This is a genomic window from Rhodanobacter sp. L36, from assembly GCF_009765755.1.
Taxonomy (GTDB): domain Bacteria; phylum Pseudomonadota; class Gammaproteobacteria; order Xanthomonadales; family Rhodanobacteraceae; genus Rhodanobacter.
Genome location: NZ_LMUV01000002.1, coordinates 518564 through 541514, shown reverse-complemented (window position 1 = coordinate 541514; position 22951 = coordinate 518564). Strand labels below are relative to the sequence as shown.

At 61.9% G+C, this 22951-nt stretch carries 22 protein-coding genes; 8 read left to right on the top strand and 14 right to left on the bottom strand.

The features are described from left to right. Positions 1-3 precede the first annotated feature (3 nt). The 3 genes from GSQ73_RS02345 to GSQ73_RS02335 are packed head-to-tail and all read right to left on the bottom strand — an operon-like array spanning position 4 to position 2896. Positions 4-1359 (bottom strand): GldG family protein, encoded by a 1356-nt coding sequence (locus tag GSQ73_RS02345; protein WP_158880618.1) that lies wholly within the window; start codon positions 1357-1359, stop codon positions 4-6. Next, positions 1359-2144, bottom strand: coding sequence for an ABC transporter permease subunit (locus GSQ73_RS02340; RefSeq protein ID WP_158880616.1), 786 nt, complete (start codon positions 2142-2144; stop codon positions 1359-1361). The genes GSQ73_RS02345 and GSQ73_RS02340 overlap by 1 nt, the downstream gene beginning before the upstream one ends. After that, positions 2141-2896 carry an ABC transporter ATP-binding protein gene (locus GSQ73_RS02335; protein ID WP_158880614.1) on the bottom strand — a complete coding sequence of 252 codons (756 nt, stop codon included), beginning with the start codon at positions 2894-2896 and terminating at the stop codon, positions 2141-2143. Before GSQ73_RS02335 ends, GSQ73_RS02340 begins: the two co-directional genes overlap by 4 nt. Before the next feature lie 205 nt (positions 2897-3101). Between GSQ73_RS02335 and GSQ73_RS02330 the strand changes: the two genes are divergently transcribed. After that, positions 3102-4295 (top strand): fatty acid desaturase, encoded by a 1194-nt coding sequence (locus tag GSQ73_RS02330; RefSeq protein ID WP_158880612.1) that lies wholly within the window; start codon positions 3102-3104, stop codon positions 4293-4295. A gap of 162 nt (positions 4296-4457) precedes the next feature. On the opposite strand, the gene GSQ73_RS02325 is transcribed toward GSQ73_RS02330, so the two are convergent. Genes GSQ73_RS02325 through rpmB form a run of 4 tightly spaced genes read right to left on the bottom strand, consistent with a single transcriptional unit; the run spans position 4458 to position 5973 of the window. Next, positions 4458-4868 (bottom strand): thiol-disulfide oxidoreductase DCC family protein, encoded by a 411-nt coding sequence (locus GSQ73_RS02325; protein WP_158880610.1) that lies wholly within the window; start codon positions 4866-4868, stop codon positions 4458-4460. Continuing rightward, positions 4858-5511, bottom strand: coding sequence for a DUF4166 domain-containing protein (locus GSQ73_RS02320; protein WP_254063240.1), 654 nt, complete (start codon positions 5509-5511; stop codon positions 4858-4860). The genes GSQ73_RS02325 and GSQ73_RS02320 overlap by 11 nt, the downstream gene beginning before the upstream one ends. Before the next feature lie 47 nt (positions 5512-5558). Continuing rightward, entirely contained in the window at positions 5559-5726 is a 168-nt protein-coding gene (gene rpmG / locus GSQ73_RS02315) for a 50S ribosomal protein L33 (protein ID WP_072759007.1), read from the bottom strand. A 10-nt stretch (positions 5727-5736) separates the two neighbouring features. Next, positions 5737-5973 (bottom strand): 50S ribosomal protein L28, encoded by a 237-nt coding sequence (gene rpmB / locus GSQ73_RS02310; protein ID WP_158880608.1) that lies wholly within the window; start codon positions 5971-5973, stop codon positions 5737-5739. A gap of 295 nt (positions 5974-6268) precedes the next feature. Here rpmB and secB point away from each other — a divergent pair, with 295 nt between their 5' ends. The 3 genes from secB (at position 6269) to GSQ73_RS02295 (ending at position 10934) form a co-directional block, all read left to right on the top strand. Beyond that, entirely contained in the window at positions 6269-6772 is a 504-nt protein-coding gene (secB, locus tag GSQ73_RS02305; RefSeq protein ID WP_158880606.1) for a protein-export chaperone SecB, read from the top strand. Positions 6773-6780: 8 nt separating this feature from the next. Then, positions 6781-7806 carry an NAD(P)H-dependent glycerol-3-phosphate dehydrogenase gene (locus GSQ73_RS02300; RefSeq protein WP_158880604.1) on the top strand — a complete coding sequence of 342 codons (1026 nt, stop codon included), beginning with the start codon at positions 6781-6783 and terminating at the stop codon, positions 7804-7806. 110 nt (positions 7807-7916) lie between these two features. Beyond that, positions 7917-10934, top strand: a complete 3018-nt coding sequence (locus GSQ73_RS02295) for a DEAD/DEAH box helicase (protein ID WP_158880602.1) — start codon at positions 7917-7919, stop codon at positions 10932-10934. An 82-nt stretch (positions 10935-11016) separates the two neighbouring features. Here GSQ73_RS02295 and GSQ73_RS02290 read toward each other — a convergent pair whose 3' ends face one another. Together GSQ73_RS02290 and glk are read right to left on the bottom strand one after the other, a co-directional pair. Further along, entirely contained in the window at positions 11017-12267 is a 1251-nt protein-coding gene (locus tag GSQ73_RS02290; protein WP_158880600.1) for a hypothetical protein, read from the bottom strand. A gap of 60 nt (positions 12268-12327) precedes the next feature. Next, positions 12328-13344, bottom strand: a complete 1017-nt coding sequence (gene glk, locus GSQ73_RS02285) for a glucokinase (RefSeq protein ID WP_158880598.1) — start codon at positions 13342-13344, stop codon at positions 12328-12330. A 177-nt stretch (positions 13345-13521) separates the two neighbouring features. Here glk and hemB point away from each other — a divergent pair, with 177 nt between their 5' ends. Both hemB and GSQ73_RS02275 read left to right on the top strand, forming a co-directional pair. Then, positions 13522-14514 (top strand): porphobilinogen synthase, encoded by a 993-nt coding sequence (gene hemB / locus GSQ73_RS02280; RefSeq protein ID WP_158880596.1) that lies wholly within the window; start codon positions 13522-13524, stop codon positions 14512-14514. A 104-nt stretch (positions 14515-14618) separates the two neighbouring features. Next, on the top strand, positions 14619-15197 hold the full coding sequence (locus tag GSQ73_RS02275) for a hypothetical protein (protein WP_158880594.1): 579 nt from the start codon (positions 14619-14621) through the stop codon (positions 15195-15197). A 26-nt stretch (positions 15198-15223) separates the two neighbouring features. Here GSQ73_RS02275 and GSQ73_RS02270 read toward each other — a convergent pair whose 3' ends face one another. The 3 genes from GSQ73_RS02270 to GSQ73_RS02260 all read right to left on the bottom strand — a co-directional run bounded on the left by GSQ73_RS02270 (position 15224) and on the right by GSQ73_RS02260 (position 18034). After that, positions 15224-15604, bottom strand: coding sequence for a tautomerase family protein (locus tag GSQ73_RS02270; protein WP_158880592.1), 381 nt, complete (start codon positions 15602-15604; stop codon positions 15224-15226). A gap of 463 nt (positions 15605-16067) precedes the next feature. Next, complete coding sequence (locus GSQ73_RS02265; protein ID WP_158880590.1) at positions 16068-17111, bottom strand: FxLYD domain-containing protein; 1044 nt, start codon at positions 17109-17111, stop codon at positions 16068-16070. Then, positions 17108-18034 (bottom strand): hypothetical protein, encoded by a 927-nt coding sequence (locus GSQ73_RS02260; RefSeq protein WP_158880588.1) that lies wholly within the window; start codon positions 18032-18034, stop codon positions 17108-17110. Before GSQ73_RS02260 ends, GSQ73_RS02265 begins: the two co-directional genes overlap by 4 nt. An 89-nt stretch (positions 18035-18123) precedes the next feature. Between GSQ73_RS02260 and GSQ73_RS02255 the strand changes: the two genes are divergently transcribed. Further along, positions 18124-19209 carry an SPFH domain-containing protein gene (locus GSQ73_RS02255; RefSeq protein ID WP_158880586.1) on the top strand — a complete coding sequence of 362 codons (1086 nt, stop codon included), beginning with the start codon at positions 18124-18126 and terminating at the stop codon, positions 19207-19209. Positions 19210-19255: 46 nt separating this feature from the next. Next, on the top strand, positions 19256-20308 hold the full coding sequence (gene pyrC, locus GSQ73_RS02250) for a dihydroorotase (protein ID WP_158880584.1): 1053 nt from the start codon (positions 19256-19258) through the stop codon (positions 20306-20308). Positions 20309-20507: 199 nt separating this feature from the next. Here pyrC and GSQ73_RS02245 read toward each other — a convergent pair whose 3' ends face one another. After that, positions 20508-21875 (bottom strand): glutamate--cysteine ligase, encoded by a 1368-nt coding sequence (locus GSQ73_RS02245; RefSeq protein WP_158880582.1) that lies wholly within the window; start codon positions 21873-21875, stop codon positions 20508-20510. A 149-nt stretch (positions 21876-22024) separates the two neighbouring features. Further along, positions 22025-22885, bottom strand: coding sequence for a hypothetical protein (locus tag GSQ73_RS02240; protein ID WP_158880580.1), 861 nt, complete (start codon positions 22883-22885; stop codon positions 22025-22027). Positions 22886-22951 lie beyond the last annotated feature (66 nt).

Here is a 22951-nt window from a genome sequence, read left to right as displayed (position 1 = left end):
CGATCAACGCCGCCGCCGTTGCCACACGATGAGGCCGCCGATGACCAGCAGCAGTAGCGGCAGGGCGATGAGAAAGCTGAAGCTGACAATGTCGAGTTCGGTCTGCGAGATCGCCAACAGGCGATCCGGCGCACCGCGTGGCGGCAGATTCACCAGCTTATCGTCACCGAGCAGCCAGTCGAACACGCGTTCGCCAAGTGCGCGATTGCCGCCGTTGCCGAGGAACGTGTTGGAAAGAAAATCGCCGTCGCCGATCACCACGACGCGCTGTTCGCTCTTGTCGGGACTCGGCGAAAGGCGACTGAGCGCGAAGCCGAAATCGAGTGGGCCTTTCAGCTCGCCCGCTGTCGCATCGAAACGGATGTCCGACGTCTTCGAGTTGTTGATCGGCTTGAATTCGGTCCAGCTCTGCACGCTCGAACGCAGAAATGGCTGCGTCGCCCAGTCGGCTTGTGTCACCTGTGCCAAGGCGGAAACCTGCGGAAACAAAGTGGTCAGCGTGAAGCCTTGCGTGATCGCCTGCGGCGGGTAATCGCCCAGCGCCAGCTGACGCGGATCGTGCAGGCCGAGCGCCGTGCCGGAACCATCCACCAGCACGCCGGGCAACACGCGCACGCCGAGCGCATCGGCCAGCGGTTTCAACCCGAGGTCGTCGTTGGAAGGCTCGGTGAGCCAGAGCAGGTTGCCGCCGTTCTGCACATAGGTGATCAACGCATGCACCGCACCCGGCGGCAGTGCCAGCGTCGGGCTGGCCAACACAACGAGGTCGGTGTGTTCCGGCACCGCGCTTACTTGCGCAAAGTTCAGCGGCACCGCGCGCATGCCGCGCCCTTCAAGCTGTGCCATGAACGTGCCGAGATCGGCGTTGGCCTGGCCATCGGCGCGACGTTCGGCGTCACCGGTGACGAATGCGACGATGCGATCGCTGCCGCGGACCAATTTTTCCAGTGCGTTGGTGAGGCTGCGCTCGGACAATTCATCCAGGCGCTGTTCGTGGTCCCTGTAGTGCAGGATGAGCGCGCCGTTGACGGTGATGCCGAGCTCGCGCATGCGGGCCGGATCCAGCTGCGGATCGACGAAGCGCAGGTTGATATCGGGCTTCACCTGTTGATAGCGCTGAACGAAACCGGCCAGGTCCTGGCGCAGGTCGCCTTGCGGATTGGCGTAGCTGACGATATCCACCGGTCCGTTCAACTGCGCCAGCACCGCGCGGCTTTCTGGCGAAAGGCTGGTGCGGCCGTTGGCGGTCCAGTCGGCGATATGAGAATAACGGTGAGTGAGGAAGCCGGCGGCACCGACCGCGATTAACAGCAGGATCGCGAACAACCAGCCATCCAGACGTCCATATATGTTCCGCATCAACCGCGCTCCTTGTCCGCCGACAAGCGGCGAGTGGCGAGCGCCAGCGCCAGCGCGATCAGCAACAGGAACCACGCGATGTCGCTGGTCGAAACCAAGCCGCGCAGCATGGGTTCGAGATGCGTGGGCATGGCGATCCAGTTGATGACGCCATTGCTCACCCCAGCAGTCTGCGCGCCGATCTGCAAGATGCAGAGAGCGAGCGCCATCATGATGCCGGCGACAGCGGCGATAGCGGGGTGCGTTGTGTATGCCGAACAGGCCACGCCGATCGCGCCCAGTGTGGCGAGCAGCAGCAAGGTTCCCAGGCTGGCGGATGCCAGCTTGCCCCAGTCAAAGTGGGCCGCGTGTGCCAGTGACAACGGCATCGCCAAGGTCAGCATCAGCCACAGCAGCAGCCAGACCATCAAGGCCAGGTATTTGCCCAGCACAATCGATGATGACGTGAGGCCAGAGCCGAACAGCAGTGGCAGCGTTCCCTGATTGCGTTCGCCCGCCAGCGTCGACATGGTCAACAGCGGCACCATGAACAAGGCCAGTTCGGTGAGTCCGAAAGGAACGAAGCTGCCGGTCAGCAGGCTGCTGAGGAGCGGCACGCTGACCATGTCCGTGTAGCCCGGCCCGCTTGGCAAAGCCGCCAGGCGAACCTGCGAGCCCAGAAAATTCCCCAGAAGGAGCACGAAACGCCAAGCCAATTCAGCAAGAGTGAGTGCGGCGAGAACCCAAGCCAGCGGGCGGACAAGCAGGCGGCGCAATTCAAGGCGCATTACGGCAAGAAAAATCATGCCGCGCGCGCCGTGCCGCCCATGGCGACCTCGAAGAATGCATGTTCGAGCGCTGCGTGATCGTCCGCGTGTACGTTTCCCTCGTGACGCAGCATGCCTTCATGCAGGATCGCTACGCGATCGCAGACGGCAGTGACTTCGGGCAGCAGATGCGTGGACAGGATCACCGCCGTGCCTGCCGCGGCCTGTTCGCGAATCACCGCGCGCAACGCCGTGACCTGCACCGGATCGAGCGCGTTGGCCGGCTCGTCCAGCACCAGCAACACCGGTCGGTGCAGCAGTGCGCAGGCGAGCCCGAGGCGCTGGCGCTGGCCTTGCGACAACACGCCCGCCAGGCGTCGCACCAGAGGCTGCAGCTCCAGTCGTTCGATGATCGCTTCACGTGACTGTTTCAGAGAAGCGCCATGCATTCCGCGCAGGCGACCGTGTGCGTCGAGATGCTCGCGCACAGTCAGTTCCGGCCACAGTGGCGCGCGTTCCGGTAGCCAGCCGATCGACCGGGCAGCGAGCTCGGGATGCTCCAGAAAATCCTCCCCGTTCAGCTTGATGCTGCCGCTGTCCGGCCGCAGCGCGCCGGCAACCATCGACAACGTGGTGGATTTGCCGGCGCCGTTCACACCGAGCAGCCCTAGCACTTGGCCGGGTTGCAGGGTCAGCGAAAGAGTCTGCACGGCCGGCCGGCCGGCGCGTTTGCGGCTGACCTGGTCCAGTTGCAATACGGGGTGCGGCGACGCGGGGCGGGCTGGAGTCATTGTGCGATTGTCACGGCGCCCCCATGGATAGACAACAGGCCTTTGAGCAGCCCGTGAATCGGTCGTGCGAACCAGGCCTCAGTTCCGCGGTCCGTACACATGTCGGAACCCTTGGTGCATATACACTGGCGTGGCGCAGATTCCATGCTGGCGGGTACGGACACCCTCGACTAATCTGCCTCATCCCACATAGCCGGTGCATTCCATGCTCGACGCAGTGCTCAATTTTCTCAGTGATGGCCTGACCCACTCAAGTTGGGGCCAGAAGCTGGTCTACCTGTTGATCGTGACCCAGCTGACCATCTTCACGGTCACGCTGTATCTGCATCGCAGCCAGACCCATCGCGGCGTGGATTTCCACCCGGCCGTGGCGCACTTCTTCCGTTTCTGGGGCTGGCTCACCACCGGCATGGTCACGCGCGAATGGGTCGCGGTGCATCGCAAGCACCATGCCAAGGTCGAGACCGAAGAAGATCCGCATAGCCCGATGATCTACGGCATCAAGAAGGTGTTCTGGGACGGCGTCTCGCTGTACCGCGACGCCTGCGAATCGAAGCAGGACATGGAGCAGTACGGCCGCGGTACGCCGGACGACTGGGTCGAGCGCAACGTCTACGGCGCGCATCCGTATTGGGGTCCAACCCTGATGTTGCTGATCAGCCTCGCGTTGTTTGGCGTGATCGGCGCGGCCATCTGGGCGGTGCAGATGGTCTGGATTCCGTTCTGGGCCGCTGGTTTCGTCAACGGCATCGGCCACTGGGCCGGCTATCGCAATTTCGAAAGCGCCGATACCGCACGCAATCTGATTCCCTGGGGTTTCTGGATCGGCGGCGAAGAGCTGCACAACAATCATCATGCGTTCCCCAGTTCGGCCAAGTTCGCGCTGCGCAAATGGGAATTCGACATCGGCTGGGCGGCGATCTGCATGTTCCGCGCAGTCGGCCTGGCCAAGGTATTGCGCGTGGCGCCGTCGCTCGACGTTCGCCCCAATGTGCCGCTGCCGGATGCCGAAACGCTGAAAGCCGTGCTGACGCATCGCTTCCAGGCAATGACCGACTACTACCGCGGCGTGATCATGCCGACCCTGCGCGACGAAGCGCAGCACGCGGGCGAAAGCCTCAAGGCGGTTCCGCGTCGCATGCGTCTGGCGCTGGCCGATGGTGGCCGCTGGCTGGACAACGAAAGCAGCGTGAAGCTTCAGGCCGTGCTCGCCAAGCGCCCGAACCTCAACGTCGTCTGCGATTTCCGCAATCGTCTCGCAGCCTTGATGGATCAGCGCGGTGCCGATCAGGCCCTGAAAGGTTTGCAGCAGTGGATTCACGAAGCCGAGGAAAGCGGCATTCGCGCACTGCAGGATTTCGCTGCCCGGCTCAAGGGCTATTCCGTGGCGAATGCGTGATCAGCATTGATGTGATTTCCAGGAAAGCCCGCCGCATGGCGGGCTTTCTTTTAAGGCTTTCACCGCATACGACGATTTCGTGTCCGGACTCGATCAACGGGTAGCGCGCTTCCGAAGGCCATGCTGCGCATCGGCGTGGACGCATCAGGCCGAGTTGCCCGATCAATCCAGAAAACGCGTGACATGCGCGGCATCGGGCAAACGGCATTGCTCGCGCCGGCCAAACAATCGATAACGATACCGGGCGATCCATCGATAGGCCGGATCACGCAGGAACGCCGGCACCACGCGCAGAAGCCCGCCGAGGAACATCCAGCGGCCACCCAACCCGCGCAGCACGCGAATGATCGCATCGGTATCGGTGTATCCGCGTCCGTCCTGCACCAGCAGGAACGACGCCGGATCGTCCGGCGACAGGCCATGCTCGCCCAGCAGGCGGCTGCCGTGACGGCCCTGCATGGCGGCGAGTTGGTAGCGGTGTGCGTGGTCGTGGCGAAGGATGAAGTCGACCCAGCGGCTGCACAACAGGCAGACGCCGTCGAACACGATCACGGATGCGTTGTCATCCGCCATCGACGATCTCCAGCCAGCCGCGATAGGCAATCAGTCGCCCCAGCAGCGGCAGCCGGACGTCGATATGGAAGGCATAGCGACCATTACTTTCGCCGCTGCGCGACACGACGCTGCCCAACAGTCCTCGCGGGATCGGCACGCCGAGAAGTCGCACGCTATAAAGTCGCCAGTCGATCGCGCCCGCGTCGAAGCGCAGTTCGAAATGCAGCGCTGCCGGCCCCAACCGCTCGCACAGCAGCGGTCGGCCCTTCACGAGATCGAGCACGGATTGCATCTGTCCATCTGCAAACCGACGGGTCCAGGTTTCACGCGTACCGTTGCGTTCGATCGACACTTCCAGTGGCTGCGCCGGGCCGGGCTCCGGCAGGCCAAGCAACCGGCGGTTCCAGCGTGCCAGAAAACCCGTCGCACCTTCGACGTCCGCAGAGCCTCGCGCCAGCAAGCGCGGAGTGTCGCCATGCATGGCCTGGACCGGTGAGGCCAGCCGATACCATGCGTCGCCGAGCAGGCTTGGGAACAGGGCGGCCGTCGTGGTCATGGCGGAATGATAGGCGGGATCTCTTTCGTCACGGCAACCGGCCATAAAAAAACCCGCCACATGGGCGGGTTTTTCCGGAAGCCGGATTCCGGCCTGCGCCGGCATGACATTCTGGCAAAGCCGTTCGCATCAAGGGCGAACAGGCCAGAATCTCACTTGATCTTGCCTTCCTTGTAGATCACGTGCTTGCGCACGACTGGATCGTATTTCTTGAACTCGAACTTTTCCGGCGTGTTCTTCTTGTTCTTCTGCGTGGTGTAGAAGTGGCCGGTGCCGGCCGAGGAGATCATGCGGATCTTGTCTTGGGTCTTGTTAGCCATGGTTTGATCCTCAGACCTTGTCGCCGCGGGCGCGCATGTCGGCAATCACGGCCTCGATGCCATTCTTGTCGATGGTACGCAACGCGTGGTTGGAAACGCGCAGCTTGATCCAGCGGTTTTCGCTGGCAACCCAGAAGCGTCGCTCGTGCAGGTTGGGCAACCAGCGGCGACGGGTACGGTTGTTGGCGTGCGAAACGTTGTTGCCGCTCTGCACACCCTTACCTGTGACTTGACATACACGGGCCATGACGACCTCCGTAATTTGATGTTCACCACCCGTTGGCCAGGGCGATATCGGCCCAGCGGCGCTTGGCGCCACGCGATGCTGGAGGTTGCAGCTGTCGCCGTGAGTCGTGAAGTCCGCACCGCGTGGCGGACTGCCCGGAATTCCGGGTCGACATGAGCGAGCCGCGTATTCTCGCAGAAAAGCGAGCCGCGGCGCAATCTTTGAAGGCTCGCTAGCGGCCACCCGGCGTGCGTGGCGCGGGGATGTATGGAACAATCGACCTCTTTTTTGACACGAACATCTCGAGGAACACCCGATGGCAGAAGTAATCACCCAGGACCAGGCCAACGGCCAGGATGGCCAGCCGCAACTGGTGATGCAGAAGATCTATGTGAAGGACGTTTCCTTCGAAGCGCCCAACGCACCGCAGATTTTCCAGGACCTCGACGAGCGCGAGCAGCCGCAGGTTCAGCTTAACCTGGGCCAGAAAGCCACCGACCTGGGCAACAACCTCTACGAAGTGGTGCTCAGCCTCACCCTGACCTGCACTGTCGGCGCCCGCACGGCGTATCTGGCAGAGGTGGAGCAGGCGGGTCTGTTCGGCATCGCTGGTTTCAGTGAATCCGATCACGCCGGCATCATCGGCAGCTATTGCCCGAACCTGCTGTTCCCCTACGCGCGCCAAGTCATTTCTTCGCTGGTTCTGGAAGGCGGTTTCCCACCGTTCCTGCTGCAGCCGATCAATTTCGATGCCCTGTTCGCCGAACAGCAGCGCCGCATGATGGGTGGTGACGAGATTCCGCAAACGCTCAACAGCTGAGGCATCCCATGGCCGAACGCCCGACTCTCGCCGTACTCGGGGCTGGTTCCTGGGGCACCGCACTGGCGGCATTGACGGCGCGCAACGGCGTGGCGACGCGGTTGTGGGGGCGTGATCCGCAGGCGCTGGCGACGATGGCTGCGGATCGCTGCAATCATCGTTACCTGCCGGATATCGTGCTGCCGGCATCACTGGCATTCCAGAGCGACCTCGCGCTTGCCGTGCGCGGCGCCGACATCGTGTTGATCGTGGTGCCAAGCCACGCGTTCGCCTCGATGCTGGTGGAACTTTCCTCGTTGCTCGACGACGGCACCGCCATCGCCTGGGCAACCAAGGGTTTCGAGCCGGGTACGGGACGATTCCTCCATGAACTGGTAGCCGAACGCTTGCCGGGTCGCGCCGCCGCCGTGGTTACCGGGCCGTCGTTCGCGCGCGAAGTCGCCGCCGGCAAGCCGAGCGCCGTCACCGTGCATTCGGACGACGACGCCTTCGCGCACAAACTCGCCAGCTTGCTGCATGCGCCAAACCTGCGCGCGTATTCCGGCCGCGATGTGCTCGGCGCGGAACTCGGCGGCGCGATGAAAAACGTGCTCGCCGTCGCCACCGGCATCGCTGATGGCATGGAGCTTGGCCTCAACGCACGCGCCGGCCTGATCACCCGCGGCATGAACGAGATGCTGCGCCTGGGCGTGGCACTGGGTGCGCGTCCGGAAACGTTGATCGGACTGTCCGGTCTCGGTGATCTGGTGCTCACCTGCACCGGCGATCTGTCGCGCAACCGCCGGCTCGGTCTGGCGCTGGGTCGCGGCATCGCGATCGACGAGGCGGTGCGCCAGATCGGCCAGGTTGTCGAAAGCGTGCTCACCGCGGATGAAGTCACGCGGCTTGCCGACAAGCACGCACTGGACCTGCCGATCAGCGCCGGTGTGCACGCCGTTCTGCACGGCGAAGTCACGCCGGTCGATGCGCTCAAGGCGCTGATGGCGCGCGAACAGAAGCCGGAATATCCGCACGGATTGTTCGGCAACGCCTGAGTCGTCGCGGCTCTTTCAACAAAGTTGAAACGCATCGTCGTGGTGACGGTCGCAAGCGCATCGGCACTGCTAAGCTCAACGTTTTGGTTGTCGCCACGGATCGCATGCGCATGCAGCAGCCGGACGAGAAACAGCACGTCGCAGCGTCGCCATCGGGTGACGAAGAAACCTTGCCGCTTGCATGGCGGAAGCTGTTGGCCACGCCGAAGCCGGCAACGGCGGACGACCGCGGCGTACTCGGTTTCTTTCTGGAAGTGATGCCTGAAGAAGGCGCCGCGTTCGCGCGCCTCGACGTCGCGCCGGTATTGCTCTCCACCATCGAACATGGTCGCTACACGCGGCCGGTGCCGCTGGACAGCCGGCATCTCGCGCAGTTCTCGCTGCAACCGCACGAGCAACGTCTTGCAGCGACGATGCTCGGCCTGCCGCAGAGCGTGCGCAAGGGTCGAAGCTACGCGCGCCTGGGCGGTCACGTCGGCGATACGTTGCTGGCCGAAGTTCTCGATACCGCGCCGTGCTTCCTCGGAGGGCTTGCCGGCCTGCGTCTTTCCCGCGGCAAGTCACATCAGCTCAACTGGCATTGGCACATGGAACCGGACGGCAGTCAGCGCCTGCTGCCGCTGTTGCCGCACAGCCAGCGCCTGCTGCGCATCGATGCACTCTGGTATCTCGATGCAGAGCGCGCCACGCTTGGCCTGCTCGACGCTGCGGCGGAAGAAACGCAATGGCTCGAACTGCCCGCGCTCAAGCACGAGCACGGCCGTCGATTGCGCAACCGTTTGCCTGCAAGCCGACTGGCCACGCGCCTGCCGCTGCCGCATCTTTTCGGTGAGTTGCGTCGATCGCAGCTCGCGCCGAAACCGGTGTTGACGCTGCATGCATTGACCCGCCACGCGCGACTCGCCGCGGGCACGCCGCCGCTGGGTTATGCGCGGCTCGCGTTCGACTACGCCGGCGAACGTTTGCCCGGTCGCGGCGGTGAGCCGCTGGTGCGCCGCGTGCGCAACGGGCAACTGGTCGAGATCACGCGTCGTCGCGCGGAAGAACTTTCGGCGATGGAACAACTCGAACGCGCCGGCCTCACGCCGGGCGTCGATACCGAAGGACTGCCGTGGGATGTCGCCGACACTTTGCCGGATGATGCATGGCTGTTTCCCGGCACCGGTTATGCCGGCGCACTCGAGGTGAATACGCCCGCGCGCTGGCTCGCGCTGCGACCGAAACTCGAGCAGGAAAATTTCCAGGTCGAGTACGCGCCGAGTTTTCCGTTCGAAGTGCTCGAAGGTCCGGTGCGCTGGTACGGCCACGCGGTGGAGGATGATGACGATCACGCGTTCGATCTGGAGATCGGTATTGAGCTCGACGGCCAGCGCTACAACCTGCTGCCGGCCGTCGCGCAGGCACTGGCCGAGCACCAGTTGAACCTGAGCCCGGCGCCCAACGAACCGGAAGACGCCGTGTGGTATGCGCCGGTCGACACGCGTCGTCGCGTGCCCGTGCGTCTGAAAGAATTGCGCGGCCTGCTCGCGCCGCTCGCCGAATATCTGGAAAAGCCGCGCAAGAAACTCCACCTGCCGCGCGTGCAGGCTGGACGTCTTGAAGAGCTGGTCGAAGCGATGCCCAGCGGCAGCACGCTCGAAGCATCCGAACCGCTGCGCGGTTTCGCCGCGCGCCTGCGCGATGCCGCCGAACGCGCCAGTGACGCGGTACCCGAAGGGCTCACCGTCGAGTTGCGTCCGTACCAGCGAGAAGGTCTGCGCTGGTTGAACGCGCTCGCCGAAGCCGGCGTCGGCGGCGTGCTTGCCGATGACATGGGGCTCGGCAAAACGCTGCAACTCATCACGCATCTGATGTCGCTCAAGCAGGGCGGCGCGCTGAGTCAGCCAGCACTGATCGTGGTACCCACCAGCCTGATTCCGAACTGGCAGTCGGAGATCGCGCGCTTCGCGCCGATGCTTCGCGTGCTCACGCTGCATGGTCCGCAACGCGCGGAAGAATTCGTGCAGCTCGGCGCGCAGGACATCGTGCTGACCAGCTACGCATTGTTGCCGCGTGATGTGATCGCGCTGCGCAAGCAGCCGTTTGCATTGATCGTGCTGGACGAAGCACAGCAGGTAAAAAATCCGCGCACGCAGGCACGCCGAGCGCTGCTCAGCCTTCGCACATTGCGTTACGTTTGCCTCACTGGCACGCCGCTGGAAAATCATCTCGGTGAGTTGTGGTCGCAGGTCGATCTCGCCGTGCCCGGTCTGCTCGGCGATGAAGGCGCGTTCCGTCGCTACTACCGCGTGCCGATCGAAAAGCAGCACGACGAGGAATGCCAGCAGCGACTCAATTTGCGACTCGCGCCTTTCATTCTGCGCCGGACCAAGGCGCAGGTTGCGAAGGAGTTGCCGCCAAAAACCGAGATCACTCGTCGCGTCGTGCTCGAAGGTCGACAGCGCGAACTCTACGAAGGCCTGCGTCTCTCGCTCGCCGAAGAACTGCGCGAAGTCATCGCCCAGCGCGGCATCGCGCACTCCGGCATCGTGGTGCTCGATGCGCTGCTCAAGCTACGCCAGGTTTGTTGCGATCCACGTCTGGTGAAACTTGAAGTTGCACGCGGCGTGCACGAGTCGGCCAAGTTCGAACTGCTGATGGACATGCTTCCCGCGCTACTCGACGAAGGCCGCAAGGTGCTGCTGTTCTCGCAGTTCACCGGCATGCTCAAGCTGATCGCCGCCGAACTTGATCGCCGCCGCATTCGCTACGTCACGCTCACCGGCGAAACACGCGATCGCGCCGAACCCGTGCAGCGTTTTCAGAACGGCGAAGTGCCGCTGTTCCTGCTCTCGCTCAAAGCCGGCGGCGTCGGCCTCAACCTCACCGCCGCCGACACCGTCATCCACTACGACCCGTGGTGGAACCCCGCCGCCGAAGCGCAAGCCAGCGACCGCGCGCATCGCATCGGCCAGGACAAACCCGTGTTCGTGTTCCGCCTGATCACCTCAGGCACTGTCGAAGAACGCATCGAAGAACTGAAGGCGCGCAAAGCCGAACTCGCCGCCGCTGTTCTGGAAGGCGGTGGCAGCCGCGAAAAACTCAGCTTCGATCAAACCGACCTGGATGCTTTGCTGGCGCCGGCATAAAGCATCCGCATCGTCAGCGAACTCGCTAGATCGCCGCGTGCGCGTATTCATTGTCTGGTTCGCCGAGTGATACCGCGCAGGTTCAACGCAACAGATCAATCTTGCGCAGGCCATCACGTATCGCTTCGATGTTGCCTTTGTCGGGCCATCCAATCACGGTGTCGATAACCGCGCCGTGGTCGAGAAAAAAGAACGTCGGTGTGCCCTGATGCTTCAGCATCGGTAGTTCGTCATCGCGGTACGCGATACCGAGGCGCATGTCGGGATAATAGTTGTTCCACTGCCGCACGGCATCAAAGGCGGTGACGTCCTCGCTGTCTGCGACCCACTGTCCGTATTCGCGAAAGATGTCGCGCAGCAGTGGATTCCGCTCCAGATCGCCTGCGGCAATGTGGCAAAAGTGGCAATCGACTCCAGCGAACACGATGATCTGAGCGGGCGCTCGCATATTGAAACGCAAACGCAAAAGTTCTCGCTTGGCAGCGTTGGCGATCCACAAACTTGGTTGTCCCTTGGCGACGTGGCCGCTGCGCATCACCGGCGGTGGTTCGCGATCCAGTTGCCGATGTGAGGCAAGAAGCGCGCGGGCTTCATCGGTTCGATGGGTTCGAATCAATGCATCGTAGAAGTCGCTGATGACCGGACGCTCCGCCACGTGCCGGCGATCGAGTTCATCGAAATCCGCACGCATGTCCGCGAGATAAGCTGCGTTGCCAGTGCGGCCGAGCGACATATTTGCTGCGCGAAACACGAACTCCATATCGCGATCGCTGAGTGTTCGTCGCTGCGAATCGGTCTGGTACGCGGCGAATTCCGAACCGTATTGCTGGATCAAGATGTGTGTCGCGTTCTCATCGTCTTTCTCGCCGGCTTTCAGCAGAGTGTCATAGCGGCTTTCAAGTTCGCCGCTTGCGTGGCGCTCACTGTCGGACAGCGGCGTATAGCGCGCGTCCATGCCGATCGCAAACGCCTGCTCGCCGAACAGTCGCAACAACGCAAAGGCCTGATCCCGCGTGAGGTCGTAGCGCAGGTCGTCGGTTTTGAATCCACTAAGGCCTCGCTCGTGGAATACCAGGCTGGCGAGAAACCTGCGCTGGCCGCCGGGCGTGAGCGCACTGAACGGCGAGCGGGAAGACGGCGTATCGCGCAGGTACACATCGAGCTGTTCCTGCGTGGCGATAGGTTTGGAAGGAAACGCGATTGGCGTGACCGGTGTCATGCCGGCGCTCGCTGTTGGCATCGCACTTTTTGCCGGCGCCGCCATCGCTGCCATTGAAACGCCCATCAGCAGGACGTGGAAGGAAAGAATGTGTCGTGGTGAATGACGCGACATGATCACCTCGCATGTGCCGACGTGAACGTCGGAAACAACGACCGCGTTCTCGGTTCCGTTCTAGCGCGGCTTCAACAGCGAGCCGCCCGATTCCATCACCGCCAGCGCGGCTGCGCCGAGCAGGCCGGGTTCGGGATTCATGATCGCCTGCGTCGGCACTTTTTCCATGATGTCGCGGAAACGACCCTTGGCTTCGAAGCGTTCGCGGAAGCTTCCCTTCGTGAGCCACGGCAGCAGGATCGGAATCAACCCGCCGGTGAGATACACGCCGCCCCAAGCGCCGAGCGTCAACACGAGATCGCCGGCGATGCTGCCGAAGATGCCGGCGAAAGTTTCCACCGTGCGCACGCTCATCGCATCGCTGCCGGCTTTCGCGCGGGCGGTGATGTCTTCGGGCAGGATGCATTCGGCTTTTTCGCCGGCGATGTGGCAGATCGCGTCGTAGAGATTCACCAGGCCCTGGCCGCAGATCAGGCGCTCATTCGACACACGTCCGTACTTCTGGTTGAGATAGTTGAGGATCTCGATGTCTTCCGGCGAATGCGCGGCGAATCCCGCATGGCCGCCTTCGGTCTGCAGCACGCTGCAATGGCCTTGGCGCACGAGTAATCCACCGACGCCGAGGCCGGTGCCCGGGCCCACGATGGCGAATGTCTGTTCGTCCTCCGCGCCGATCAGCGGTGGCGGCAACGTGCCCACCGTTACCAGGTCTTCCGACTGCAGCAGCGTCACGGCCATGCTCTGCGCGGCGAAGTCGTTGACCAGATGCACGTAATCGAGATTCAACGCCGCGGCCGTCTGCTTCGCCGAAATCGCCCACGGATTGTTGGTGACCTTCACCGTCTCGCCGTCGTCGATGCGGCCAGCCGCGGCCACGATCGCGCGGCGGACTTCCAGGCCGGTTTCCTCGAGGTAATGCTTGGCCGTGGATACCAGCGAATCGTAATCGGCCACGCGATAACGACGGATGCTTTCGTTGAGCAGCGGCTTGGCGAGCGAGGGGTCGGCCACGCCGAAACGCACGTTGGTGCCACCGAGATCGACGAGCATGGTGGGGGCACGATTGGACTGACTCATGAATCTTCCTGAATGCATGGAACGGCAAGCCTGCCGACGTAACGTCGCTACGTCCAGTCCTACGGACCGTACGGCGTGGAATGTGCGGCAGCGAACGCACAGGCCGCGTGATGTCATGAAACGCGGCCGTTGGCGATGGGGCGTAAAATACAACGGATCGACCCTCGAGAGTCCGCCATGAGCTTCCCCGCCATCCGCATGCGCCGCATGCGTCGCGATGCCTTCTCCCGCGCGCTGATGCGCGAGCACACGCTGCTGCCGACGGACCTGATCATGGTGGCGTTCGTGATCGAGGGCGAAGGCCAGCGCGAACCGGTACCGTCGATGCCCGGCGTGGATCGCCTGTCGATCGACGAACTGCTCAAGCTCGCTGGCGAATGCGTAAACCTTGGCATCCCTGCGCTGGCGTTATTTCCTTCGCCCGGAGCGTCGGTGAAAAGCGAGGACGCCGCCGAAGCGTGGAATCCTGATGGGCTCATGCAGCGCGCCACCCGCGCACTTAAAGCGGCGCATCCCGAACTCGGTTTGATCGGCGACGTCGCGCTCGATCCTTACACCACACACGGCCAGGACGGCTTGATCGACGACGCCGGCTACGTGATGAACGAGCCGACTGTTGAAGCACTGATCAAAATGTCGCTGGCGCAGGCCGATGCCGGCATGGATTTCGTCGCACCGTCGGACATGATGGACGGCCGTATCGGTTCCATCCGTGACGCGCTGGAAGACGCCGGCCACATTCACACGCGCATCCTTGCCTACTCGGCGAAATACGCCTCCGCATTCTACGGCCCGTTCCGTGACGCAGTCGGCTCTTCGGCGAACCTCGGCAAGGGCAACAAGCACACGTATCAGATGGACATCGGCAACAGCAATGAAGCCCTGCACGAAATCGAACTCGACATCGCCGAAGGCGCCGATGCGGTGATGGTGAAACCCGGTTTGCCTTATCTCGACATCGTGCGCCGCGTGAAAGACAGCTTCGGCGTACCGACGTTCGTGTATCAGGTGAGCGGCGAGTACGCGATGATCAAGGCCGCATCGCAGAATGGATGGCTGGATGAAAAAGCCGTCGTGCTTGAATCGCTCACGGCGATGAAGCGGGCGGGAGCGGACGCGATCCTTACTTACTTTGCGATTGATGCGGCGAAGTGGCTGTGCGGAGAATAAGCGGCTGGGTCGATTATTTTCGTTGGGCGCTGCAAGGGCTACACGTTCAGCAGGACTTTGCGTGTCGCTGTTCGTTGCGGGCGAGACATCATATGAGGACGCCTATGAACATTCGAACCATCGGCATGGCGTTTTTCCTGTTGTGTTTGCCAACCATTTTGGCAAGTCGGGATGCGAGCCGTGTGGATGCTGTGGATATCGCGGTATTGAAAGTCGTTCTGAATGCGCAACGGCACATGTCGGATGACGGTTTCCTCGTTCTTTCCTCAACGACAGAGGCGCCTGGTCCAAACGCCGATATCGGTGCCGCTGACAATTCAGGGGCTGTCGGCGACCTGAAACGCCGAGCGCAAATCCCGACAGCGTTGCCTGAAAGTCTCGCCACTGGCGATGTCCATCTTCTGAACGATCGGGAGATTCAACAGGCCTTGAAAGACGCCCGCCCGACGTCGACGAAAGCATCGTCAATTCACAAAGGCTGGGAGTCATTTTACTCAGCGTTCCCGGGCTCGGCCGGCCTGTTGAAAATCAGTCTGCCCGGCTACGCAGCGACGGGCGATATTGCTGTCGTATACACCAGCTTTCGGTGTGGACGACTATGTGGAACGGGACAGTATTTTTATCTGCGAAAGGTAGGTGGGACCTGGCAGATTCTGGTTTATCTTCCAGTCTGGGTTTCATAGCAATAACCGCTCGTGGGCCGCCGAACTCACGCGTACTGCGCGACACCATTTCCGAATGACCAGTTCTCTTTTGTCACCTCGACCAGATTGATGAATACGTCTTCCGAGCGTACGCCCGGATCGGCGGAAAGATTCTCCGCGATGCCTCGGTACAGCGCTTGTTTCTGATCGATCGTGCGGCCGCTGTTGCAGGTGATCTGCACGATGACGAGGTCGTCGCCGCGGGCGATGCCGAGATAGGTTGGGTCGTAGTCGAACTCTTCGGCGTCGTGCTGGGTGACCAGGATGAAGCGGTCGTTCTCCGGCACGTTGAAAGCTTCGCGCATCCCCTTGTAGACGCCATTGCGAATCGCAGTGAGATGAGCGGGAGATTTGCCGCGGCGAAGGGAGATACGGACGAGGGGCATGGTTGTTCTCCGTGGGATGAAGTTCGCTAGATGGGGATGGTTAGGTCGAACTCCAATATTCGTTGGTCCTTAGTGGCAAGCCGGCGTGTCGAATAGGAGCAAGGGCTTTCGTCTGCTTGCAGCAGCCGAGTCATTTCTCTTTTGCTTGTCCAAAAGAGAAGTAACCCAGAGAAAATGACACCCGCTTGGCGCTTGCCGGGCATCCATGCCCGGCAAGTCCGTGAGCCGGTGCCGGGCCTTTCGACAGCACATCCATGTGCTGGCGAAAAGGCATCCACATCGTGTCGATGCCCGCTACGCGGCCTGTGCGTCCCGACTCACCGCCGCACAGGGCACCGGGTAAAGCAGCAGGCCATCCGGGCGCGCACTCGATGAAAGTGCCATGCAAAGCACAAAGCACAAACACGTGCACGGATAGCGCCAACTAACGACTTATTTTTCCCAGCGCGTCAAAGCCGATGGATCACTGGTTGTAGTACTGCAGTTCGAATCGCTTGTAGCCGTGTTTGCGCAGCAGCTTGGTGTGCAGTTCGAAGTCGACCTGATCGCCGGGTTGAAGGATTGTGTTGAGATCGGTCGAATCCGAGCCGACGTAGCGGTTGTCATCGTCGTAATAGGTCACGGCCACGCCGATCAGCTTCATCGAGCGCGTGTCGGTGTTGTGCAGCGTGCCGACCATGTCGACACATTGATAGTTGAACGAGAAATCGCCTTGGCCGTTGATGATGCGCTCATGGCAGGTGCGCATCTGCTGCGACTTGACCTCGAGGTTTGCCTTGCGGCGCGGACCGGGCAGGGAGAGGCCGCGTGACGGATGCCAATGGACGTCCATTCGTGCGATCGGTTTGATGTCATCGTCGTCGCCGATTTTCACCCACGCTTTTTCGCCGGGATACAGCGATGGTGGAAGGCCGCCGATGCTGGCGGGAACCTGGCTGGTGCCATCGGTCGAGTAAAGCCGCAAATCCATCACCGGATTGATCACGATCGCGTCGGTGCTTCGGTTGTTCAGCGGCGCGCGAAAAGTCGGCAGGCCGGTTTCATCGATGATGCGTTCGAACGTGCCTAGTTCGAGTTTCGAACGGTCGAATAGCGGAAGCTGTGGCGCGAACAGTTCGTCCAGCGTCCAGTCGAGCCCTTCGTCGATCACGCGAATCTTCGGATGCTGCACGGTGACCTGTCGGTTGCCATTGCCATTTGGTGTTGCCACGGCCGCGGTCGCGGGTGCCGAAGAGGACGCGACTTTTGTGTCGCTCAACGCGTGGTGGTGCAGATGCCGCCATGCAATCACGGCGCCAGCGATCAGTGCGACAAGTATCACCAGCGCTGGCCACATTCTGCGCTTGATGGGCGCCGTCTTCGCCTTGGTGCCGATTGGATCGTGCTGCACCCAGCCGCAGCTCTGGCAGATGTAGCTGCCATCGCCTTGCGGCACGCTGTTGCGCGCGCCGCAGCTTTCGCAGATGACCTTGTTGTCGACGCTGCCGTTGCCCGGTTGGTCGCTCATCGTGGCGTCCTTGCGGTGACTCGCTCGCTATCGATGAGGTACTGCATCGAAGCGATGTCGGCTTCGTCGTAGCGATCGATCGACACATCGAAGTTGGTGGTTTCGCCACGCGCGAGCTCGGAGGAATCCGGTGAGCCGTGGCCGTATCCGACGAGGTTGCCGGCGGCGTCGAACAGACTGATGGACAGGTTGATCGATTTGGCAGGCAGCGCATCGGCATCGGTCAACTGGCCGATGAAGCGCAGCCGCGTGTGCTCGCGCACCAACTGTTCATGTGCCGCACGCAATTGTGCGCGACCGTCGAAATCGTCTTCGGTGTCGACGCGCTTGCTGGCTACCTCGAAACGTTCGTCCGGTTTGGGCGACCACGGCCAGAAAACGATCGGCAATGTTTCGCCGGGGAGCAGACGCTCGCTCATCGACGTGGATTGATCGTCCTTGCGCAGGCCGCCGCTGTAGACGTTGAGCGTGAGCTCGACCCGGTTGACCACGCGGTCGCTGTCGTTGCGAATCATGCCCACGAGCTTGTCGCCTTGCGCCACGCGATGCAGGCCTTCGATCTTCAGCAGGCCCGGATCGACGTCTGGCCGCGCGCGGGTACTGTCGAACGCGTGATGCGTCGATTCCGTGCGCGTCGCGTGACGCACGCCGGTGGTCAGCAGGCTCGCGAAGAAAGCAAACAGCGCGATCATGGCGACAACGACAAAAACCCACGCGATCGATGCTTGGGGTCGCGGTGCGTTCGTTGCAGCGGTTGCCGCCGGCATCTGCAGCTTGCTGAGAATCTGCTCAAGCCGCTCGGCAACATCGTCCTGCACGATCGTGATCGAGCCGCAGTGCGTGCATTTGAATTCGTTGGTGTCGAGGCGGATGAAATCGCCGCCGTGACAGTTGGAGCAGGTGAGTGTCTTGGTGTCGATCATCAATCACGTGTTCCGGCGTCGGGTGGATCGTTCGATGCGCTGGCGGCTTCGGTTATGCTTCGACGGTCCTTCAAGGCTGCGAGCCCGCCATGTCCCTGTGGAACAAAGCCACTGCAGAACTCGTCGACATCATCGAGTTTGTCGATCCGTCGCGCGACACCCTGGTCCATCGCTTCGAACGCTACAACAACGAGATCAAGTATGGCGCACAGCTGATCGTGCGCGAAGGGCAGCAGGCGATCTTCGTCAACGAAGGCAAGTTGGCCGAGGTGTTCGGGTCGGGCACGTACACGCTGGAGACGAAAAACCTGCCGGTGCTGTCCACCCTCAAGGGCTGGAAGTACGGATTCGAGAGCCCGTTCAAGGCCGAGGTGTATTTTGTCGGAACGCGGCAGTACCTCGACCAGAAATGGGGCACGCAAAATCCGATCGTCCTGCAGGATGCGCGTTTCGGTTTGGTCCAGTTGCGTGCCTATGGCACCTGCGCATATTCGGTGGTCGACGCCGCGGCATTTCTGCGCCAGGTGGTGGGCACCAGCGACAAGGTGCAGACCGATGCGGTGCAGGGGCAACTGCGCAGCCTGATCGTGACGCACTTCGGCGACGCGCTGGGCGCGATGAAAATCGGTGTCGAGCAACTGATCGGCCAGCAAGGCGAACTGGCCGCGGCGATGCTGTCGAAGATCAATGCGGACCTCGTCGCGCTCGGCGTCGCGCTCAGCCAGTTCACCGTCGAGAACATGTCGCTGCCCGATGCGCTGCGCGATGAAATTTTCGAATATAGCCGTCTGAATCGCGTGGACGTGGATGCGTTGACGCGGCTGAATTCGGCCAAGGCAATCGAGAACATCAGCCTCAAGCCTGGTGGCACGGCCGGCATGGGCGGTGATCTCGCGATGGGCCTGGCGATGGCTTCCAACCTCGGCAATGCACTGGCCGGCAACGCGAGTCATGGAGCAAGTTCGACGCCGACGGACGGCTATTTCGTTGCGCTGGATGGTCAGCAGCAGGGTCCGTATTCGCTGGCTCAGCTCGGGCCGTTGGTGCAGCAGCGCAAACTCGCCGCCAACACGCTCGTATGGCGCGCAGGCATGAGCGAATGGACACGCGGTGCAGATGAGCCGGCCATCGCGCAGTTGCTGTCACAGCTGCCGCCTCCTTTGCCACCGGCATGAAGCGCGCAGTTCTTCACCCATTCCGCTCCACATGTGTTTGCCATCCATGACACTCTCGCGTCTTGAAATTATCCGCCCCGACGATTGGCATCTGCATCTTCGCGATGGCGATGCGCTGGCTTCGGTGATTGGCCACACCGCGCGTCAGTTCGCACGCGCGATCGTGATGCCGAATCTGAAGCCGCCGGTAACGACGGTGGCGCAGGCGGAGGATTATCGCCGGCGCATTCTCGCGAGCTTGCCTGCGGGTTCGCGCTTTCAGCCGCTGATGACGCTGTATCTCACTGAGACCACGCCGCCCGCAGAAATAGTGCGCGCCAAGGCAAGCGACAGCGTCGTGGCGGTGAAGTATTACCCCGCCGGCGCCACCACCAATTCGCAATCGGGCGTGCGCGAGTTGTCGCACGTGTATCCGGTGCTTGAAGCGATGGAGAAGCATGACCTGCCGCTGCTGCTGCACGGCGAGGTCACCGATCCGGACATCGACATCTTCGATCGCGAGCGCGTTTTCATCGAACGTCACCTGATGCCGCTGCGCGAAAAATTCCCCGCCTTGCGCATGGTGCTGGAGCACATCACCACGCACGATGCCGTGCAGTTCGTGCATGCTGCTCCGACGCACGTAGCGGCGACGATCACGGCGCACCATCTGCTGCTCAATCGCAACGCGCTGTTCGAAGGCGGGATGCGTCCGCACAACTATTGCGCGCCGATCCTCAAGCGCGAGACGCATCGCGCGGCGTTACTGCAGGCCGCGACCAGTGGCGATCCGCATTTCTTCCTCGGCACGGACAGCGCTCCGCATCCGCGCGAGGCAAAGGAAACGGACTGCGGATGTGCGGGTCTGTACACGGCGCATGCGGCGCTGGAGTTGTATGCCGAGGCGTTCGATCAGGCGGGTCGCCTGGACAAGCTGGAAGCATTTGCCAGCTTTCACGGGCCGGACTTTTATCGGTTGCCGCGCAACGCGGATCGCATCGTGCTGGAGCGCACGCCGTGGATCGTGCCGGAGGAATATCCGCTCGCAGGATCGACCTGCAAGCCGATGCGGGCGGGGGAGTCGGTCGCTTGGTCGGTGGTTGATACCGCGATTGCGTGATCGGGTATCGAAGCTGAATAAAGCAAAGCCACGAGCGACCCCACCCATCCCCTCTCCTGCAAGTAGGGGAGGGGAGAAAAGCTGGTCCATTCGGACTTTCGGCTCGATCTTCAGACGTCACGCGTTTAGAGCTTCGGCGTTACATGTTTCGAGCTTGGGCGTTAAGCGGTTCGGGCCTCAGCGCTCGAACTCTTGAGGATCAATACGCGAATTCGCGGAATACCGGATCGACGCTGCCGTTCCAGACGCCGTGGAAAAGTTCGAGTTTGCGTTCGGCTGGCGTCTGGTTGGCCTGCACGATCTCGATCATCGGTTCGAGGAAGATGCTTTCGTCGGCGCCGTTCTTGTTGAGCTTGGCGCGACGCTTGAGACCGTGGCTGGCGATCTTCAGCGCCTCCTCGGAAAGGTCGCGCACGGTGCCGCCGCGGAACGGCAGTTTCAGCGCGTGTTTCGGCACGCCGTCACGCAAGGCGTGACGCTCTTCGCGGCTGAAGTCCTTGACCAGATCCCACGCGGCGTCGAGCGCCTCGTCGTCATAGAGCAGGCCGACCCAGAAGGCGGGCAGCGCACACAGGCGATTCCACGGGCCGCCGTCGGCGCCGCGCATTTCCAGGTACTGCTTGAGGCGCACTTCGGGGAATGCGGTGGTGAGGTGGTCGGCGAAGTCCTTCATGCTGGCGTGCGTGCCCGGCAGCATCGGCAGTTCGCCGGCCATGAATTTCTTGAAGTCCTGCCCGGCCAGGTCGATGTACTTGCCGTCCTGGAAGCTGAAATACATCGGCACGTCGAGAATGTAGTCGACATAGCGCTCATAGCCGAAGCCGTCGGCGAAGACGAAGTCGAGCATGCCGGTACGGTCTTTGTCGGTGTCGGTCCAGATGTGCGAGCGATACGACAGATAGCCGTTTGGACGTCCTTCCGTAAAGGGCGAATCGGCGAACAGCGCGGTGGCGATCGGCTGCAGCGCCAGGCTGGTGCGGAATTTCTTGATCATGTCCGCTTCGGACGAGAAGTCCAGATTCACCTGCACGGTGCAGGTGCGCGTCATCATGTCCAGGCCGAGCGAGCCGACCTTGGGCATGTATTCGCGCATGATCTTGTAGCGGCCCTTGGGCATCCACGGCATCTCGTCGCGACGCCACTTCGGCTGGAAGCCCATGCCGAGAAAGCCCAGGCCCATGCCGTCGGCGATCGAGCGCACTTCCTCCAGGTGCGAATTCACTTCGCAACAGGTCTGGTGGATGGTTTCCAGCGGTGCGCCGGAGAGCTCCAGCTGGCCGGCCGGCTCCAGCGTGATCGACGCCTTGTCGCGCGACAGCGCCACCGGGTTTTCGCCTTCGCGGGCGACGTCCCAGCCGTAGCGCGTGGCGATGGTTTCCAGCAGCAGCTTGATGCCGCGATCACCCTCGAAGGTCGGTGCGCGCAGGTCGTCGGTACGGAATCCGAACTTCTCGTGCTCGGTGCCGATGCGCCATGCTTCGCGCGGCTTTTCGCCGGCGGCGAGGTAATCGGTCAGCTGCTGGCGGCCCGCAATCGGGGTGCTCTTGACGGCACTGGGTATGGACACGGCAAAGCCTCGCAGGGTGAGCGAGTGACTATGGGGGTGTTGGGTGACAACGAAAAGGGGGTGAGGGCAAATAATTGGACGGGGCGGTACAGATGGCGGCTCAGGCTCATCTAGATATATCGTCCGGCACGCATGCTCATCGCAGTCTTTCAGTGCGTCGCGGTGGCAGTCAGGCAAACCAATCGTTTCACTATGGAATCGGGTAAGCCTTTGTCTCTGCCCAAGATGGCAACCGTGACGCCTGGTTTTCGGATAGTGAGGTTTGCGCGACAGGGTTCGGCACCATGGTCAAGCAAGAGTTGAGTCATGGCTGCATCGCCGGAAACGGCTGCAGTTAGCAGGCCTCGGGAGGGATCGGCGCCATATTCGAGCAAGCGCTGCACGATGGCAGCGTTACCTTGAAGCACAGACAAGCTCAGTACATCGACACTCTTGGGTGGGTGTGCTTTCACGTTGGCGTGGTGGTTCAGTACGACGTCCAATGTAGCTACGTCCCCACACATGGCGGCAGTACGCAGTGCAGGGCCATCCGAAAGGCCCGGGAACATCAGTACTTCGTCCAGTTTAAAACCAGTTTCCGGCTCTGGGTTTGTCGAATCCCACTTTGGATCCTTCTTCACGTCGGCGACGACTTGATCATGGAACCTGCGTTTGAGACTGGGTATTGATCCTTCATCATTTACCACTGCGCCATCGTTCAGCAGGCTATCGACCATGGCGGAATGTCTGGCGTAAGTTGCGATGATCAATGCGGATTGACGCCAGCGTGTGGCATCGGCCTTATTCATCGCACGTAGCTGCTGACTTACCTGCGGCAGTTTTCCGTCGATCACATTCACCATCAGCGTATTGATGGCGGGAGGTGCATCGAAAACGCCTTGGAGCGCGAGTTTGCGCATGAGGGAAGTTTGATAGGGGCAAATCAACGTCGGCGGGAAAGGTTTCTGATCGGCTGCGGCTGGCTTGGCAAGTAACAGTCCGAACATGAGCAATGCAATGCGTAAAAGCATAAATTTCCCCCCCTGGATTTGCGGCCGACTGCAGCCGAAGGACGGCGCTTCTGCAAGTGCGTGCAA